General features: G+C 68.9%; 13 protein-coding genes. 6 read left to right on the forward strand and 7 right to left on the reverse strand.

From position 1 onward, the window contains the following. Nucleotides 1-200: 200 nt before the first annotated feature. Both ACIA49_RS31010 and ACIA49_RS31015 read right to left on the reverse strand, forming a co-directional pair. Nucleotides 201-992, reverse strand: coding sequence for an inositol monophosphatase family protein (locus ACIA49_RS31010; RefSeq protein WP_396381244.1), 792 nt, complete (start codon nucleotides 990-992; stop codon nucleotides 201-203). Then, a complete protein-coding gene (locus ACIA49_RS31015) occupies nucleotides 989-2062 on the reverse strand; it encodes a ferrochelatase (protein ID WP_396381246.1) in 1074 nt (357 codons plus the stop codon). Before ACIA49_RS31015 ends, ACIA49_RS31010 begins: the two co-directional genes overlap by 4 nt. A gap of 93 nt (nucleotides 2063-2155) precedes the next feature. Here ACIA49_RS31015 and ACIA49_RS31020 point away from each other — a divergent pair, with 93 nt between their 5' ends. Continuing rightward, nucleotides 2156-3355, forward strand: coding sequence for an MFS transporter (locus tag ACIA49_RS31020; RefSeq protein ID WP_396381248.1), 1200 nt, complete (start codon nucleotides 2156-2158; stop codon nucleotides 3353-3355). 197 nt (nucleotides 3356-3552) lie between these two features. Here the strand turns inward: ACIA49_RS31020 and ACIA49_RS31025 are convergent, their stop codons facing one another. Beyond that, nucleotides 3553-4158: a trimeric intracellular cation channel family protein gene (locus ACIA49_RS31025; RefSeq protein ID WP_396381249.1), complete on the reverse strand. Its 606-nt coding sequence runs from the start codon at nucleotides 4156-4158 to the stop codon at nucleotides 3553-3555. A 58-nt stretch (nucleotides 4159-4216) separates the two neighbouring features. Next, complete coding sequence (locus tag ACIA49_RS31030; RefSeq protein WP_396381251.1) at nucleotides 4217-4660, reverse strand: hypothetical protein; 444 nt, start codon at nucleotides 4658-4660, stop codon at nucleotides 4217-4219. Nucleotides 4661-4808: 148 nt separating this feature from the next. On the opposite strand from ACIA49_RS31030, the gene ACIA49_RS31035 reads away from it, so the two are divergent. Together ACIA49_RS31035 and fdhD are read left to right on the forward strand one after the other, a co-directional pair. Next, complete coding sequence (locus tag ACIA49_RS31035; protein ID WP_396381253.1) at nucleotides 4809-5795, forward strand: phosphotransferase family protein; 987 nt, start codon at nucleotides 4809-4811, stop codon at nucleotides 5793-5795. Nucleotides 5796-5799: 4 nt separating this feature from the next. Next, complete coding sequence (fdhD, locus tag ACIA49_RS31040; RefSeq protein WP_396381254.1) at nucleotides 5800-6633, forward strand: formate dehydrogenase accessory sulfurtransferase FdhD; 834 nt, start codon at nucleotides 5800-5802, stop codon at nucleotides 6631-6633. Here the strand turns inward: fdhD and ACIA49_RS31045 are convergent. Next, nucleotides 6617-9379, reverse strand: coding sequence for an AAA family ATPase (locus ACIA49_RS31045; protein ID WP_396381256.1), 2763 nt, complete (start codon nucleotides 9377-9379; stop codon nucleotides 6617-6619). The two genes, fdhD and ACIA49_RS31045, sit on opposite strands and share 17 nt — an antisense overlap. Then, nucleotides 9376-10506 carry an exonuclease SbcCD subunit D gene (locus ACIA49_RS31050; RefSeq protein ID WP_396381257.1) on the reverse strand — a complete coding sequence of 377 codons (1131 nt, stop codon included), beginning with the start codon at nucleotides 10504-10506 and terminating at the stop codon, nucleotides 9376-9378. Before ACIA49_RS31050 ends, ACIA49_RS31045 begins: the two co-directional genes overlap by 4 nt. 322 nt (nucleotides 10507-10828) lie before the next feature. Here ACIA49_RS31050 and ACIA49_RS31055 point away from each other — a divergent pair, with 322 nt between their 5' ends. Genes ACIA49_RS31055 through ACIA49_RS31065 form a run of 3 tightly spaced genes read left to right on the forward strand, consistent with a single transcriptional unit; the run spans nucleotide 10829 to nucleotide 12816 of the window. Next, the gene (locus ACIA49_RS31055) at nucleotides 10829-11773 is read left to right on the forward strand and encodes a phosphotransferase family protein (RefSeq protein ID WP_396381258.1); all 945 of its coding nucleotides are present in this window, start codon (nucleotides 10829-10831) and stop codon (nucleotides 11771-11773) included. 7 nt (nucleotides 11774-11780) lie between these two features. Continuing rightward, complete coding sequence (locus tag ACIA49_RS31060) at nucleotides 11781-12326, forward strand: GNAT family N-acetyltransferase (protein WP_396381260.1); 546 nt, start codon at nucleotides 11781-11783, stop codon at nucleotides 12324-12326. Next, the gene (locus ACIA49_RS31065; RefSeq protein WP_396381261.1) at nucleotides 12319-12816 is read left to right on the forward strand and encodes an HAD family acid phosphatase; all 498 of its coding nucleotides are present in this window, start codon (nucleotides 12319-12321) and stop codon (nucleotides 12814-12816) included. Before ACIA49_RS31060 ends, ACIA49_RS31065 begins: the two co-directional genes overlap by 8 nt. Here ACIA49_RS31065 and ACIA49_RS31070 read toward each other — a convergent pair whose 3' ends face one another. Further along, on the reverse strand, nucleotides 12817-14493 hold the full coding sequence (locus ACIA49_RS31070) for an ABC transporter substrate-binding protein (RefSeq protein WP_396381263.1): 1677 nt from the start codon (nucleotides 14491-14493) through the stop codon (nucleotides 12817-12819).

Raw genomic sequence — 14493 nt, forward strand, 5'->3', positions numbered from 1 at the left:
CGTTTCGTCCCCCGAAACCCTTGACAGCCAGGCCGGGAGCGGCAACATTCCGCTCCCGAGGACGGGATTGTGCCCTATCGAGGGCCCTTCGCGCGCGCCGGGGTCCAACTTGTGACCCGCGTGTCGCAACAATTGTCAGGACCGAACAATAGAATGCTCATTACTGCGCGTTTCGAGCAGAAACGATCACTCAACTGCAACTAGGCGCGCAGTGGGTTCGCTTCGGCCAGCAGGTCGTGGAACGGGCCGAACAGCTCCGGAGCGGCCGCGATCGACATCTCGGGCGACACCGGCTCCCCGTGCAGGCCGCCGACCTTCGCGCCGGCCTCGGCCGCGATCAGCGCGCCGGCGCCGTAGTCCCACGGGTTCAGGCCGCGCTCGTAGACCGCGTCCAGCCGGCCGCAGGCGACGTAGCAGAGGTCGATCGCGCCGACGCCGATCCGGCGGATGTCGCGGACCTTCGCGATCAGGTGGGCGACCACCTCGGCCTGGACCTGCCGCCGTACCGGGTCGTAGCCGAAGCCGGTACCGACCAGGGCCCGGGACAGCTCGGAGCAGTCCGAGGCCTGGATCGGCTTGCCGTCGAGGAACGCGCCACCGCCGAGCGTCGCCGTGAAGACCTCGCCCTTCGGCGCGTCCACGACCACCCCGGCGACCGTCGTACCGTCGACCTCGACCGCGATGGAGACGGCGTACGTCGGGTGGTCGTAGAGGTAGTTGACCGTGCCGTCGATCGGGTCGACCACCCAGCGCACCCCGCTGGTGCCGACCACGTCGTCACCCTCCTCGCCGAGGAACGAGTCGTCCGGCCGGGCCTGCAGCACGCGGGCCCGGATCAGCTCCTCGGACTCCCGGTCGACCGCGGTGACCACGTCGGTGATGGTGCTCTTGGTGGCGGCGACCGTGATGGTCCCCCGGCGCCGCTCGACGATCAGCGCCGCCGCTTCCTCGGCGACCGTCACAGCGAGCTTGAGCAGGTCTTGGGGGTTCATGCAGATTCCTTTGCAGGTCGGCGCAGGGCAGGGCAGCAGTCGGGCCGGCAGTCGTCCCAGGCCGGGCCGAGCTTGCCGACGCACGGCCGCTCCGGCTGCTCGCCGCGCTCGGCGGCGGCCCGCTCGACCACCAGGTCGCGCAACATCGTGACGAACCGCTCGTCGGTCCCGGGTGTAGCGGCCCGGGCCATCGGCAGTCCGAGCTTCTCGGCCGTCTTGGCGGCCTCGGTGTCGAGGTCGTAGATGACCTCCATGTGGTCGCTCACGAACCCGATCGGTACGACGGCCACCCCTGGTACCCCGTCAGCCGCCAGGGCCTCCAGGTGGTCGTTCACGTCCGGCTCAAGCCACGGCACCTGCGGCGGGCCGGACCGCGAGCAGTAGACGAGGTCGGTACGACGGGTCTGCCCGGTACGGCGCTCCAGCTCGGCGTCGATCTCAGCAGCGACGTCCAGGTGCCAGCTGACGTACCCGTTGCCGTCCGGACCGCTGGTGGCGTTCATCGCGTTCGGGATCGAGTGGGTGACGTAGGCGACCGCACTGCCCTCTGGGAGCGTGCTGAGCGCGTCGGCGGTCGACTCGACGAACGAGCCGACGAACCCGGGGTGGTTCGCGTAGTGACGCAGCTTGTCCAGCCGTGGCGCGTTCGGTACCTCGCGGACCGCGTCCTCGAGGTTCTCCCGGTACTGGCGGCAGCCCGAGTACGACGGGTAGGCCGAGGTGACGATCACCACCGCGCGCTGGATGCCGTCCGCGGCCATCTCGCGCAGCGTGTCACTCAGGTACGGCGCCCAGTTCCGGTTGCCCCAGTAGATCGGGAGCTCCAGACCGGCCTGGTCGAACGACTCCCGCAACGCAGCGAGCAGCGCACGGTTCTGGTCGTTGATCGGACTCTTGCCGCCGAACGAGTAGTAGTGCTCGCCGACTTCCTTCAGTCGCTCGTCCGGGATCCCCCGGCCCCGGGTCACGTTCTGCAGGAACGGGAGTACGTCTTCGGGCTTCTCGGGTCCCCCGAAGGACAGCAGGAGGACGGCGTCGTACGGGGCTGCATCTGTGGTACCGACGGGCATGCATCCAGTCTCTCAGCCAGGTGGGAACAGTGGTGCGCGGGGCCGGGAGTCGATGTCAGGACTTAGTCGTTGAGGCGCTAAGGTGCAACTGCCATGCTGAAGCCTTACCTGCACCTGATGCGCCGACCGGGCGCCGGCGCGTTCTTCAGTGCCGGGGTGCTCGGCCGGATGCCGATCTCGATGACCGGCCTCGGTGTCGTCATCCTGATCGCCCGCGAGAGCGGCTCGTACGGTCTGGCCGGCGCAGTCTCCGGTGTGGCCGTCATCGCGGGTGCACTGACCGGTCCGATCCAGGGACGGCTCGTCGATCGCTTCGGCCAGCGTCTGCTGCTCATCGTCGGCTCGGTGCTCTGCACGGTCGGTCTGGCCGGACTGCTGATCGCCGTCAAGGCCGGCGCCCCCACCTGGGTGCTCTACGCGCTGGCGTTTGTTGCCGGAGGCACCCGTCCGCAGGTCGGCTCGTTCGTCCGCGCCCGCTGGACGCATCTCCTCGGCCGCGGTCGCGCCCTGCAGACCGCGTTCGCGCTCGAGGCGGTCGGCGACGAGGTCGTCTTCATCATCGGTCCAGTCGTGGTCACCTTCCTCGCGACCGAGATCAGCCCGTACGCCGGGCTCGCCACGGCCGGCGTACTCGGTCTGCTCGGTGGGCTCTGGCTGGCCTTCCTGCGCGGCTCTGACCCGCCTGGGCGCGGCAAGGCCAACGGCAAGGAGCAAGCGCCGATGCCGTGGGTGTCGATCGCCCTGCTCAGCCTGATCGGCCTGGGCCTCGGCGCGACGCTCGGTGGCGCTGAGGTGATCACCGTCGCCTTCGCCACGCTCAAGGGTCAGGCGAGCATGGCTGGCGTCGTACTGGCCGTCTGGGCGTTCGGCAGTCTGCTGGCCGGCCTCTGGTACGGCTCGGTGCACTGGCGCGCCCCCGTGGAGCGCCGCCTGCTGATCGGCACCATCGCGCTCGCCATCACGCTGGCTCCCCTCCCCTGGGTCAACAGCGTCTGGCTGCTCGGTGTCGTTCTCTTCTGCTGCGGCATGACGATTGCCCCGACCATGGTCGCGGTCACCGCCTGCGTCGAGGAGTGGGTCCCACCCGAGCGCCTCACCGAGGCGATCACCTGGACCGTGACCGGCATCCTCCTCGGCGTAGCCCCCGGCAACGCCGCCGCCGGCCACGCAGTCGACGTCTGGGGCCCCTCCGACGCCTACTGGGTCCCAGTAGCCGTCGGCGTCGCCTGCGCCCTCATAGCCGCCGCCTCCATCACCTTCGCCCGCCCCAAAACCACCTTCGCCCACAACTAGCTGCGCTCCACGCCTTCCCCACCAACGCGTCGTACCGCCCAGCGATTACTCAAGACCTCTTGTACAACCCCCATTGCGCGGCCCCGCCGTACCGGAGAACGGGTAGTGGTCGGCGATCTCGGCACTCCCCCGGCCTCTCCCACGCTCCCGGCCCTCACCCCGCCCGAACCACCACCCGTCCGTCGGTACGCCTACCCCTAGTGGGTTCGAGGGAGGGGGGCGTTCCAGCCGCGGCGGATGGCGAGGAGGCGGATGGCGAAGCAGGTGAGGACGGCGGCGTAGGAGACCCAGACGGCGTGGTACTCGAGGGCTGAGGCGACGACCACGATGGCGGCGCCGAGGAAGGCCGGGGTGGCGTAGATCTCGCGGCGCAGTACGACGGGAACGCGGCCGCTGAGCAGGTCGCGGATCACCCCGCCGCCGATGCCGGAGATGGTGCCGAGGAGAGCCGCCGACAACGGCGAGAGACCGTACTCGATCGCCTTCAGCGCGCCGGTGACACAGAACAGGCCGAGCCCGGCCGCGTCGAAGATGTTGACCAGTCGTTCGACTCGCTCGATGCCGGGGTGCAGGAAGAACGTGATCAGGCCGGCCACGATCGGGACCACGAGATAACGCCAGTCCTTGAGCGCCGCCGGCGGCGTAGCGCCGATCAGCACATCGCGGATGAACCCACCACCGAGCCCGGTCACCAACGCCAGCACCTGGATGCCGAACACATCCAACTGCTTACGAACTCCGACCAGCGCGCCGGTGATCCCGAACACAAAGATCCCGATCAGGTCCAGCACGTGCAGAGCCACACCCGAACGCTACCCGTCCCCCGGCGCCACGCCGGGCACCGAGGGACGGACGCGCTGGTCAGCAGGGACGAACGGTGTAAACCGGCTCCAGGTTGACGCTCCTGGGCTCCGGCTCGGTGTCGACGCCGAACGCGTAGAGGAAGTTGCCGGAGGCGCCGTACATGGTGACGAGGGCGCCGCCGGTCTGCTTGTTCTTGATCGCACCCGTGTACGCGTTCGACAGGTGATAGGTGGTGCACGCGTACATGTCGAAGACCCGCCAGTTGCTGCCGGCCTCGTTCCACACGGCCAGGCAGGCGCGACCGGACGGGCAGTTGTAGTCGTAGAAGTCGTACCGGCCGATGTACGTCGCACGTTCCGGCGCGGGCGACATCCCTGGCGCCGCAGCGACCGTCTTCGCAACGACAGCGGGCGATTCGGCGGCAGTCGCCTGCAGCGACCCACCGACCAGCGCCAGCCCCAGCGTCGCCAGCGTGAGACCGATCATGCGTCCCTTGTGCATATCCCAACCCCTTCGGATCAGCTCGAACCAGAAATTTCGCTGTGATCGTAAGGGGAGACAGCGACCGCCCGCTCGACCTTTCGATCTGGGTTTCAGCCCCGTCCGATATTCAGGCGCGGTGCGGCTCGCAGCGCTCTATCGTCGGGGCATGAGTGGACCACCCGTCGTCGATTACCGTGCAACTTCTGAGCGTCCGGCCTGGGCGTCGGTGCCGGCCGAGCTGCAGGAGGCGCTGACCGTTGCCCTCGGCACCGAAATCGTCAGCGTCGGTGCCTCTGTCCGGTCCGGGTTCACGGGTGGGTTCGCGGCGCCGGCTCGGCTTGCTGACGGGCGGCGGGTTTTCATCAAGGCTTCGGACAACACGCTGCATTCGTACGGCGCCTATCAGCGGGAGGCCGAGATCGTCCCGCAACTGCCGTCGGCGGTACCTGTCCCAGCGATCGTCACCACGGCCCGCACCGATGATTGGTTCGCGGTCGTGTCCGAGTGGGTGGATGCGCGGATGCCCGGAGCGCCGTGGACGGCCGAGGACTTCGCCGTGGTTACCGCCACCTGTGAACAGATCGCGGTCGCGTTGGATCCCAGTCCGATCGCCGGGCTGGCCCCCTTCCTGAACGATCTCGAGTCCGGTGAGTCGGCGTTGCTCGTGCCGTCGCAGATCCTTTCCGGCGACCGTCCGCTACCGCGTGGGTTGCAGGAATGGTTGCCGCGGATCCTGCCCGAGCTGGCCGACCTGATGAACGCCGTACCGGAGTTGCTGACCGGCGAGGCGGCCACTCACGGTGACCTGCGGCCGGACAACCTGCTGATCGACACGACAGGCTCTTGCTGGACGGTCGACTGGAACTGGCTGGCCCTCGGTCCGCGCTGGATGGACTGGGTCGGCATGCTGCCGATCGCCCAGCACCACGGCATCGACACCTTCGCCGCGATCCGCACCAGCCCGCTCACGGCCGACGTACCGGCCGAGAAGCTCGACTGCTTCGTCGCCGTCGTCGCGGCGTACATGCTGAAGAACCCCGACAACCCACCACCGATCGGTACGACGCCCGCCCTGCGGGAGCATCAACGCCTGTCGGCCTGGACCTTCCTGGACTGGTTGGCCCCGCGACGTGGATGGACCACCTACCTTTGAGGGTATGACCAAAGCTCCGACCAGCCGGTTCAAGGTCGAGGTGCTCGACGGCGAGCGCACCTCGCGGCGTGAGGACGTCGTCGTCACCGAGGAGCCGCTCGAGCTCCGGCTCGAGTGGCCGGGCCGCGCGCCCGAGCCGCTCGTCGTGACGATGCGGACGCCCGGTGCGGACTTCGAGCTCGCTGCCGGGTTCTGCCTCGGCGAGGGCTTCGCGGTCCGGCCGGACGCGATCCGCACGGTCGCGTATTGCACCGACAACAAGCTCACCCGCGAGCAGCAGTTCAACACCGTCACCATCACCTTCGACGGTCCGCCCGACCGCGAACCACCCCAGCGGTACGGCGTGACGTCGGCCGCGTGCGGGGTGTGTGGTCAGCAGTCCCTCGACGAACTCGCCGAGCGCGACTACGACCCGGTCAACCCGGTCGAGGTCTCGGTCGACGTCGTACGGCGGCTGCCCGATCTGCTCCGCGAAGCTCAGCCCACGTTCTCCCGGACCGGCGGTCTCCACGCGGCCGGTCTGTTCACCGCGGACGGCCGCAAGGTCGTCGTACGGGAGGATGTCGGTCGCCACAACGCGGTCGACAAGGTGGTCGGCTGGACCGTGCTCAACCAGCAGACGCGGCAAGGGCTCGTCCTCGCGGTGAGCGGCCGCGTGGGGTACGAGATCGTGCAGAAGGCAGTCGCCGCCGGTCTCGGCATGATCGTCGCGGTCGGTGCGCCGTCGAGCCTGGCGGTGGATCTCGCGCGGCGGTTCGGCGTGACGGTCGCGGGCTTCACCCGCGGCGAGCGCTGTGTCGTCTACAGCTACCCGGAACGGATCATCCGTCCAGCTTGATGAACGTCGCCTTCGGGACGTACTCGTAGCGGTCCGGCATACAGGTCAGGATGATCACCTGACCGTGGTCACCGGCACGGCCGAGCAGTGCACCCATGTCCCGCAGCCGGGCCTTGTCGGACCAGCCGAGCGCGTCGTCGAAGATCACCGGCACGCTGCCGTCGCCGGTGCTGACCAGGTGACTGATCGCGAGCCGGGTGATGATCGCGAGCTGCTCCTGTGCACCGGTCGAGAGCGCCTCGATCGGCAACCGCACGCCATCCATCTCGCGCTCCGCGACAGCCAGGTCGTCGTCCAGCCAGACCTTGAACGACGGACCGTAGACACTGCGTCCCAGGGCCTCGATGCGGGTCTGCAGAGGCTCCGAGTACCGCGTCTGCGCCTCGGCCCGATGCCGGCCCAGCGTCTCGTACACCCGGCGCGCAGCCTCGGCCCGGCGCTGCAGGCTCTCGTGCTCAGTCCGTACGGCGGCCAACTCCAGCTCGGCCACGTCCCGCCGAGTCGCCAGCCCGTCTCGGCCGGACTGCTCCAGCCGACCCTCGGTCGTCCGCAGCGCGTCGCGCAGGGTGTCTCGCTCCCCCTGCATCCGCGTCGCGACCGACAACGCATCGGCCAGCTCCCCGGCGACCTGATCCGCACCGGCCGCATCGGCCTGCTCCTGGACCACGGTCAGCTCCTCAAGAACCGCCTCAACCTCAGCCGTGGCCTCCGTCTCGGCCGCCGTCACCGCTTCGTCGTCGAGCAGCTTCCGTGCAACCGCCAACGCGTCGACCGCCGCCGCCAACCGCTCACCAGCGATCTCGGACCGAGCTCGCGCCTGCTGCGCGTCGGAGCGATCCTCGTCCGCTGCCTTCCGCGCCTGTTGCGCCGCGAACTCCGCGTCGGTCAGCAGCCGCTCGACCACGCCAAGCTCGGTGCGCGCTTCGTCCAGCGCGCGCTGCGCAGCGGCCAGGTCATCGACCGGCGCCTCCGGCAGCTCGAAGTCGTCGAACAACGTGTCGAGCGGTGAGGCGAACTCCTCGAACAACGACATCTGCCCGGGCACGCCCTCGACGGCCGCCTGCTTCCCGCCGCTCTGCTCGCTGTCCTCCTCGTCGACCCCGAGGCGCGCGGTCAGCACCGCGATCCGCTCCCCCGGGTCCCCGGCGGACGTCAACGACTTCTCGGTACGACGTGCCTCCTGCAGCTCGGCCGACGCCGTATCCGCCTTGCGCAGCTGGTCCCGCGCGGCCGCGACATCCTTCACACCGGCTTTCTTCAGCAGCTCCTTCTCACGCCGTACCGCATCGTCGACCCGCGACCGCAGCGTCGCCGCCTCACCGCCCGCGCGCACGGTCACCTCGATCTGACCCGGTACGCCGATCGTCAGCTCACCGGATACGAGCAGCTCGGTCGACTCGTCGAACCCGAGCTCCTTCGGCATCCGCCCTGACCCAGGCTCAACACCTTTGCCCGACAACTCGACCGGCTCCGCGCCAAGCCGCCGTACCAGGACTTCCGGTACGCCGGCCGCCAGCGCGGCGCGTGCCTCGACCACCGCGGACCGGGCGTCCTCGAGCGCCGCGACCAACGCGTCGTCGACCTTGATCTTGTCCAGGATCGCCGCGGCCGCCACGATCCGGGCGCGCACGTCGATCAGCTCGCCCTGCTGCCCGAGCAGCCGCTCGAGCTCGGCCTGGTCCATCAGCTGGCTGACCCGCCGCTCGGCGTCCTGCGCGTCGGTACGGCGAACGTCCTTGAGCTCGATCACCTCTGCGAGCGCGGCTTCGGCGGCCTGCACGGTCTCGGCCGCAGCCTTGGCGACCGTGTCCGCATCGGTACGGCGTTCCGCGAGCTCGGCGTCGATCTTGGTGAACCGCTCGACCTCCTCGAGCAGGCGCTCCCGCTCGATCCGCGTGCGGGTGTGGTTCTCGAGCCGAGCCCGCGCAGTCTCGGCCCGGGATCGGATCGAGTCGCGGCGCAGGAGGATCTCGTCGGTCGCCTGCTTCCGTTCGCGGACCTCCTCGACCGTGCTCAGGTGCTCGCTCAGGCGCGTGTCCACGTCGGCGAGGTCAAGGGTCAAACGCTCGGCGCGGCGAATGTCCTGCTGGACCTCCTCCATCGCCTTCAATGCCTGCGCCGCTTGCAGCTCGGCCGCCGCGACCGCCTTCTCGGACCTCGCGTAGTCGCCGGTCGCCCGGCCACCGCGCGTCCAGTACCGCAGGTACTCGTGCTCGACCGCACTCACCAACGGCATCGACGCGCCATCGACCGGTGTACCGGACTCGGCCGTGACGGCAGTGATCAGCGGCTCGGCGTCAGCCGGGGTCGGCAGGACCAGCGACTGCCCCTGGCTGACCATCAGGGTCTGCCAGAGCACCGGGTCGACGTACTCGTGGAAGAGCCGCTCGGCCTCGTTGTGCGCCTCGCGCCCGGTCCACGCCGTACGGCGCCCGTCGGACTCGACGACGGCCAGTTCGGTCGACCGGTTCTTCAGCCAGCGCTTGGTGTAGGTGAGCTCGCGACCGCCCAGGGTCAGCTCGGCGGTCACTTCCGGACCGACGTCCTGCCCGACCGGCTGGATGTCGCGGACCCTGGTCGACTTGGAGTCGTCCGGGAAGTCGAAGATCAGCGCGAACGCCTCGACCAGGCTGGACTTCCCGACCTCGTTGTCGCCGACGACGACCGTCGTACCGAGGGCGGGCAGGCGAACAGTACGGTCCTTGACGCCGCGGAAGTTCCGCAGCGTCAGAGAGTGCAGCCTCATCCCGCGTCCCGCGCCAATCGGTGCATCAGCGACAACGCGGCACCAGCGCCCTCGTCGCCACCGGCCAGCGCCTGCCGCAGCTCCTCCATCGCCGCCCGCGCCGGACCGCTCAACTGCAGCGCATCCAGGTCCGCCGCGTCCGGTGCCGGCCGCACGGTCCAGAATTTCGCCCACCGCTCAACGCTCGCGAACGCCTCACCCTGTACGTCGATCATCGTGTCGAGCCGGCTGAGCAACGGCAGGCTGAGTGAGCCGTCCCCCGCCAGCCGCACGTATGTGCGCTCCTTGTCGGGCAGCTCGGCGAACCAGTCCTCGAGAGCGTCGAGCGACTCCTCGTCGAACAACTCCACGCGGTGATCCACCATGTGCCAGGCGCCGACCCGGATCGGCTCAACCTCGATCTCGCTCTGGCTGACAGTCACCTTCAGTACGTTGCCCGGGTCGGTCTCCTCCGGGGTGGTGACCTCCTGCGTCCCGGAGAACCAGATCCGGTCAGTCACTCGCGTCGTCGAGTGGCGGTCGCCGAGGCCGACGTACTGGACCTTGTTGGCGGCCACCGCGGCCTCAAGCGCCGGCTGGTCGATCGGCGGTACCTCGGACATGCCGCCGCTCAGACTCGTCAGCTGCCCATGCACGAGCAGGATGCGCGTCGTACCGGCTGGGGCTGGTTCCAGCTTGGCGTAGGCCTCCGCAGCCGGGTCGGACGTCGGCCGGCGTGACCGCCAGGGCGCACCGACCACCTCGACGCCCGGCAAGATCTCGATCGGCGTCGTGTCCGTCAGCACCGTGACGTGCTTCGGTGCATGCGCCTGCCACTGACTCGACGTCCACAGCGAGCCGGGCTCGAGCGCGTCATGGTTCCCCGGCAACAGCACCACCGGAACCGCGATCCGCTTCAGCGCCTCACACGCCCGCAGAATCGTCTGCCGCTCCACCTGGTTGTGCTCGAACACATCCCCCGTCACCACCACGAAGGCGGCCCCGGTCCGCTCCGCGACCGCACCGATCCGCGCGACAGCATCCAGGCGGCCCTGCCCCCACCGGGCCTGACCGTCCGGCCCCAGGAACCGGCGCAGCATCCCCAGCTGCCAGTCCGAACTGTGCAGAAACGTGATCGAGTCGTCCATTGCGGTCAGAACGCTAACCCGACCACCCGAAATCCACCCAACCCAACACACCCCAACCCCCCAACCGCCCACACTCCGGACACCCCTCGCTCGCGGCCCCCCACTCCAGGTGGTGGCCGGGCCGATCCCTGGGCTGCGGTCGAGGGGTGCTGGTGGTGGGCAGCCGTTGCGTACACAAGAACTGGTGACAGGTCTCACCCGGCAGGCACTTCGGCCCGCATCCACCCTTGCTCCTCCGGCCGGTGCGAGACCCATCACCAGTCGGTCTGTTCGGCTGGAAATCCGATGTCGTGGTGGGGCTTGGTCGAATAGGGTCGCGGGCATGGCTGAGGGCGACTGGAGGGAGAGCGGGTTCAGGGAGCGTCGGCCATCCGTGGTGACGCTCGACTGGGTTGCGGCGGCGATGGGGGCGGGTAGTCGCGTTGTCGGGTATCGCCGGATGACGGGTGGTGTCTGCTCTGCCGTCAATCGGCTGACTGTTGAGAACCGTGGCGTGCGGACGTTCGTCGTACTGCGGCAGTATCCGGCGGGGCTTGGTCTCGAGGAGGCTTTGGCGAAGGAGATCGCCAACCTCCGGGTGGTGGCGGGGAGCGGGTTGCCGGTTCCTGAGGTGCTTGCTGCTGATGTTGCTGGGGCATCGACCGGGGGCGCGCCGTCGTTGTTGATGTCGCGGTTGCCGGGGCATGTTGACCTCGATCCGGACGAACCCGAGACGTGGCTGACGCGGATCGCTGAGCTCGCCGTCCAACTGCATTCGCTCGATCTTCCGGCGAAGACGTTGAGACCTTGGACTGATTCCTGGATCGCTCCCCGGGATGGGCTTCGGGTGCCGGGCCGCGCGCGGAGGCCAGCGGTGTGGAAGGCGGCGTTCGAGGCGATGGCGGCGGAGCCGCCGAAGGACCCGGCAGTGTTTCTGCACTGCGACCTGCTGCCGGTCAATCTGCTGTGGTCGCGCGGGCGGATCAGCGGCGTGACCGACTGGAACGGCATTCATCGGGGATCGCGCGCGATCGACGTCGGGCACTGCCGGCGATTCCTGGCCGCGCTCTACTCGCCCGAGTGGGCGGACCAACTTCGGTCAGCCTATGAGTCCGTCGCCGGGGTGAGTCTCGATCCGTGGTGGGATCTGTATGCCCTGCTGCACTATGACGAGAGCGCGTCGAAGTGGATCCGTGCTCAGGTCGCCGGGCGCCGCCCCGTCGAGGTGCCCGGCATGACGTCCCGGGTCGAGGTCGCCATCGAGTCGACGCTCCGGCGACTCGGGTAGGACGAGGATGGAGACCGAGCGGCTGCGGCTGCGGCGATTCACCGCGGATGACCTCGACCTGCTGATCGAGCTGGACTCGGATCCGGAGGTGATGCGCTTCCTGACGGGACAGGCGACGCCGCGCGAGGAGATCAAAAACGTTGTCCTGCCGGGGATGCTCGAGGTGTACGGCGAGCATCCGGGGCTGGGCACGTTCGCAGCCGAGGAGAAGGACGGCGGCGCGTTCGTCGGGTGGTTCGGCCTGCAACCGACCGCCGACGCCGCGACTGTGGATGTCGGGTACCGGCTGAACCGGCGGTCGTGGGGCAAGGGGTACGCGACCGAGGGCACGAAGATGCTGATCGCCTACGCGTTCACCGAGATCAAGGTGGAGCGGGTCGTTGCGGACACGATGGCGGTGAATCATCGGTCGCGAGCGGTGATGCGGCGGAGTGGGTTGCGGTTCGTGCGGTTGTGGCACGAGGAGTTCGAGGATCCGCTGCCGGGGACCGAGTTCGGTGAGGTCGAGTACGCCCTCGAGCGCCGTACCTGGGAAGCTGGGCGACGTGCCTGACGAACCGCGCCCGTACGCCGTCCTCGACATCGACGCCACGCTCTCCGACACGAGCAAGCGTGTGCACTTCCTGGAGCGGAGGCCGAAGGACTGGGACTCGTTCTTCGCCGACGCCAAGAACGATGCCGTGCTGGACGAGGGGCTGACGGTCGCGACGACACTCGCGGCCAACCACGAGATCGTCTACCTGACCGGCCGGCCGGAGCGGCTGCGGCGGGACACGCTCAAGTGGCTGAAGGACAACGGCTTCCCCGAGGGCACCGTCTACATGCGGCGCAACACCGATCGCCGGCCGGGCGCCCAGATGAAACTCGATCGACTCAAGAAACTGTCCGAGGACCGTCCGGTCGCCGTACTGGTCGATGACGACATCAAGGTGTGTGCGGCCGCGGAGAAGGCCGGGTACACGGTGATGAGGGCCGACTGGGGACTCGATGCCGAGACCCAGCCGACCCTCTTCGAGGCCCAGGAGAAAGAGGGCCGGACGTAGCTACTTGCTGAGGCCCAGGATCAGCGTGTTCGGGTACGGCGGGTAGCCCGGGAGGTAGAAGTTCTGGACCTTCGAGCCGTGCAGGAACGCGTTGCGCGCGTACAGCAGCGGGACGAGCGGGGCGTCGTTCATGATCTGCTTGTCCAGGGCGGCCCAGTCCGCGGCGGCCTTGGTCTTGTCGGACTCGGCGGTCGCGGCGTTGATGGCGGCGTCCACCGTCGGGTTGGAGTAGCGCGACAGGTTGTAGCCGCCGTTGCCGATCTCCGAGGTGGCGAACAGCGGCTGGATGTTGCCGATCGCGCTCGGGAAGTCGGGCAGCCAGCTCGACACGGTCAGGTCGTAGTCGGGCTTGTTGCCGGTGATCAGGTCGCTCAGCGGCTCGCTGTCCAGCGGCTTGATGTCGACGGTGATGCCGGCCCGCTTCAGGCCCTGCTGGATCGCCTGCGCGACCGGCAGACCGGTGGCGTTGTCGGCGACCAGCGTGAGCCGCAGGTTCGTGACCCCGGCCGCCGTCAGCAGCTGCTTGGCCTTGTCGGGGTCACCCGCGGGCGGAGCCTCGTAGGTGTTGTACTTCGTGTAGCCGTCGATGCCGGGCGTGATCAGCGTCGACGCGATCTCACCACCGAACTCCGGACCGCCCTCGGCGACCTGGACCGCCTGCTTGTCGACGGCGTACTGGATCGCCTTGCGGACCTCGGGGTTCGACAGTGCGGGCCGCTTGTTGTTCATCGCCAGGTACTGCAGTGCGCCGGACGGCGAGGTCGCGACCCGCGACTTGACCGCCGGGTTGCCGGTGACGGTCGGGATCAGTGCGGCCGGGACGCTGGTGCCGGTGGAGGCTGCGGTCTTGTCGTCGCCGGCGTCCTGGATCAGGCGCTGGTTGACGGTGTTGGCCTCGAGCCCCATCTGCCAGACGTACGCGTCGGGCAGGCCGGTGCGGGCCGGGTCGCTGGCCTTGTCCCAGTTGGGGTTGCGCTGCAGCTCGAGCTTCGAGCCCGGGGCGTACGACTTCACCTGGTACGGACCGCTGGCCAGCGGCTTCTCGCCGTAGTGGGCCGGGTCGGTGTCGGCCTTCTTCGGGACCGGCGAGAACGCCGGCATGCTGACGATCCACGGCCAGTCGCCGAACGCCTTGTTCAGCTTGAAGATGATCGTGGCGTTGTCCGGCGTCTCGACCGACGCCAGGTCGCCGCCCTTGTAGGGGCCGGTGTACTTGTCGCCGCCGACGAGCAGCGACTTGTGGTAGCCGAGGCCACCGGACAGCTCCGGCGCGAACGAGCGCTCGATGCCGTACTTGATGTCGGCGGCAACGATCTGCGAGCCGTCGGCGTACTTCAGGCCGGGCTTGAGCTTGTACGTCCAGGTCTTGCCGTCGTCGCTGACCTGGCCGGTGTCGGTGGCCAGGTCCGGGACCAGCTCGGTCGGCTTGTTCGGGTCGGTCTTCCACGCCGTCAGGCCGCGCAGGATCAGGTGGATCGCGCTCGTCCCGAGGTTCTGGCTCTTGGCCGGGTCGAAGCTGATCTCCTTGCTGGTGCTCAGGAACTGCAGCGTGCCGCCCTGCTCGGCGGCCGCCGACGAGCCACCGCCACTGGGGGTGGACTTGTTGTTGGCGTTGCAGCCGGTGGCCGCCAGCGCCAGGGCGGCCGCGACCACGACCACGCGGGTGAGGTGTTTCAT

Origin of the sequence: Kribbella sp. NPDC051587 (assembly GCF_044453945.1) — a bacterium.
In the GTDB taxonomy this organism is placed as follows: Bacteria; Actinomycetota; Actinomycetes; order Propionibacteriales; family Kribbellaceae; genus Kribbella.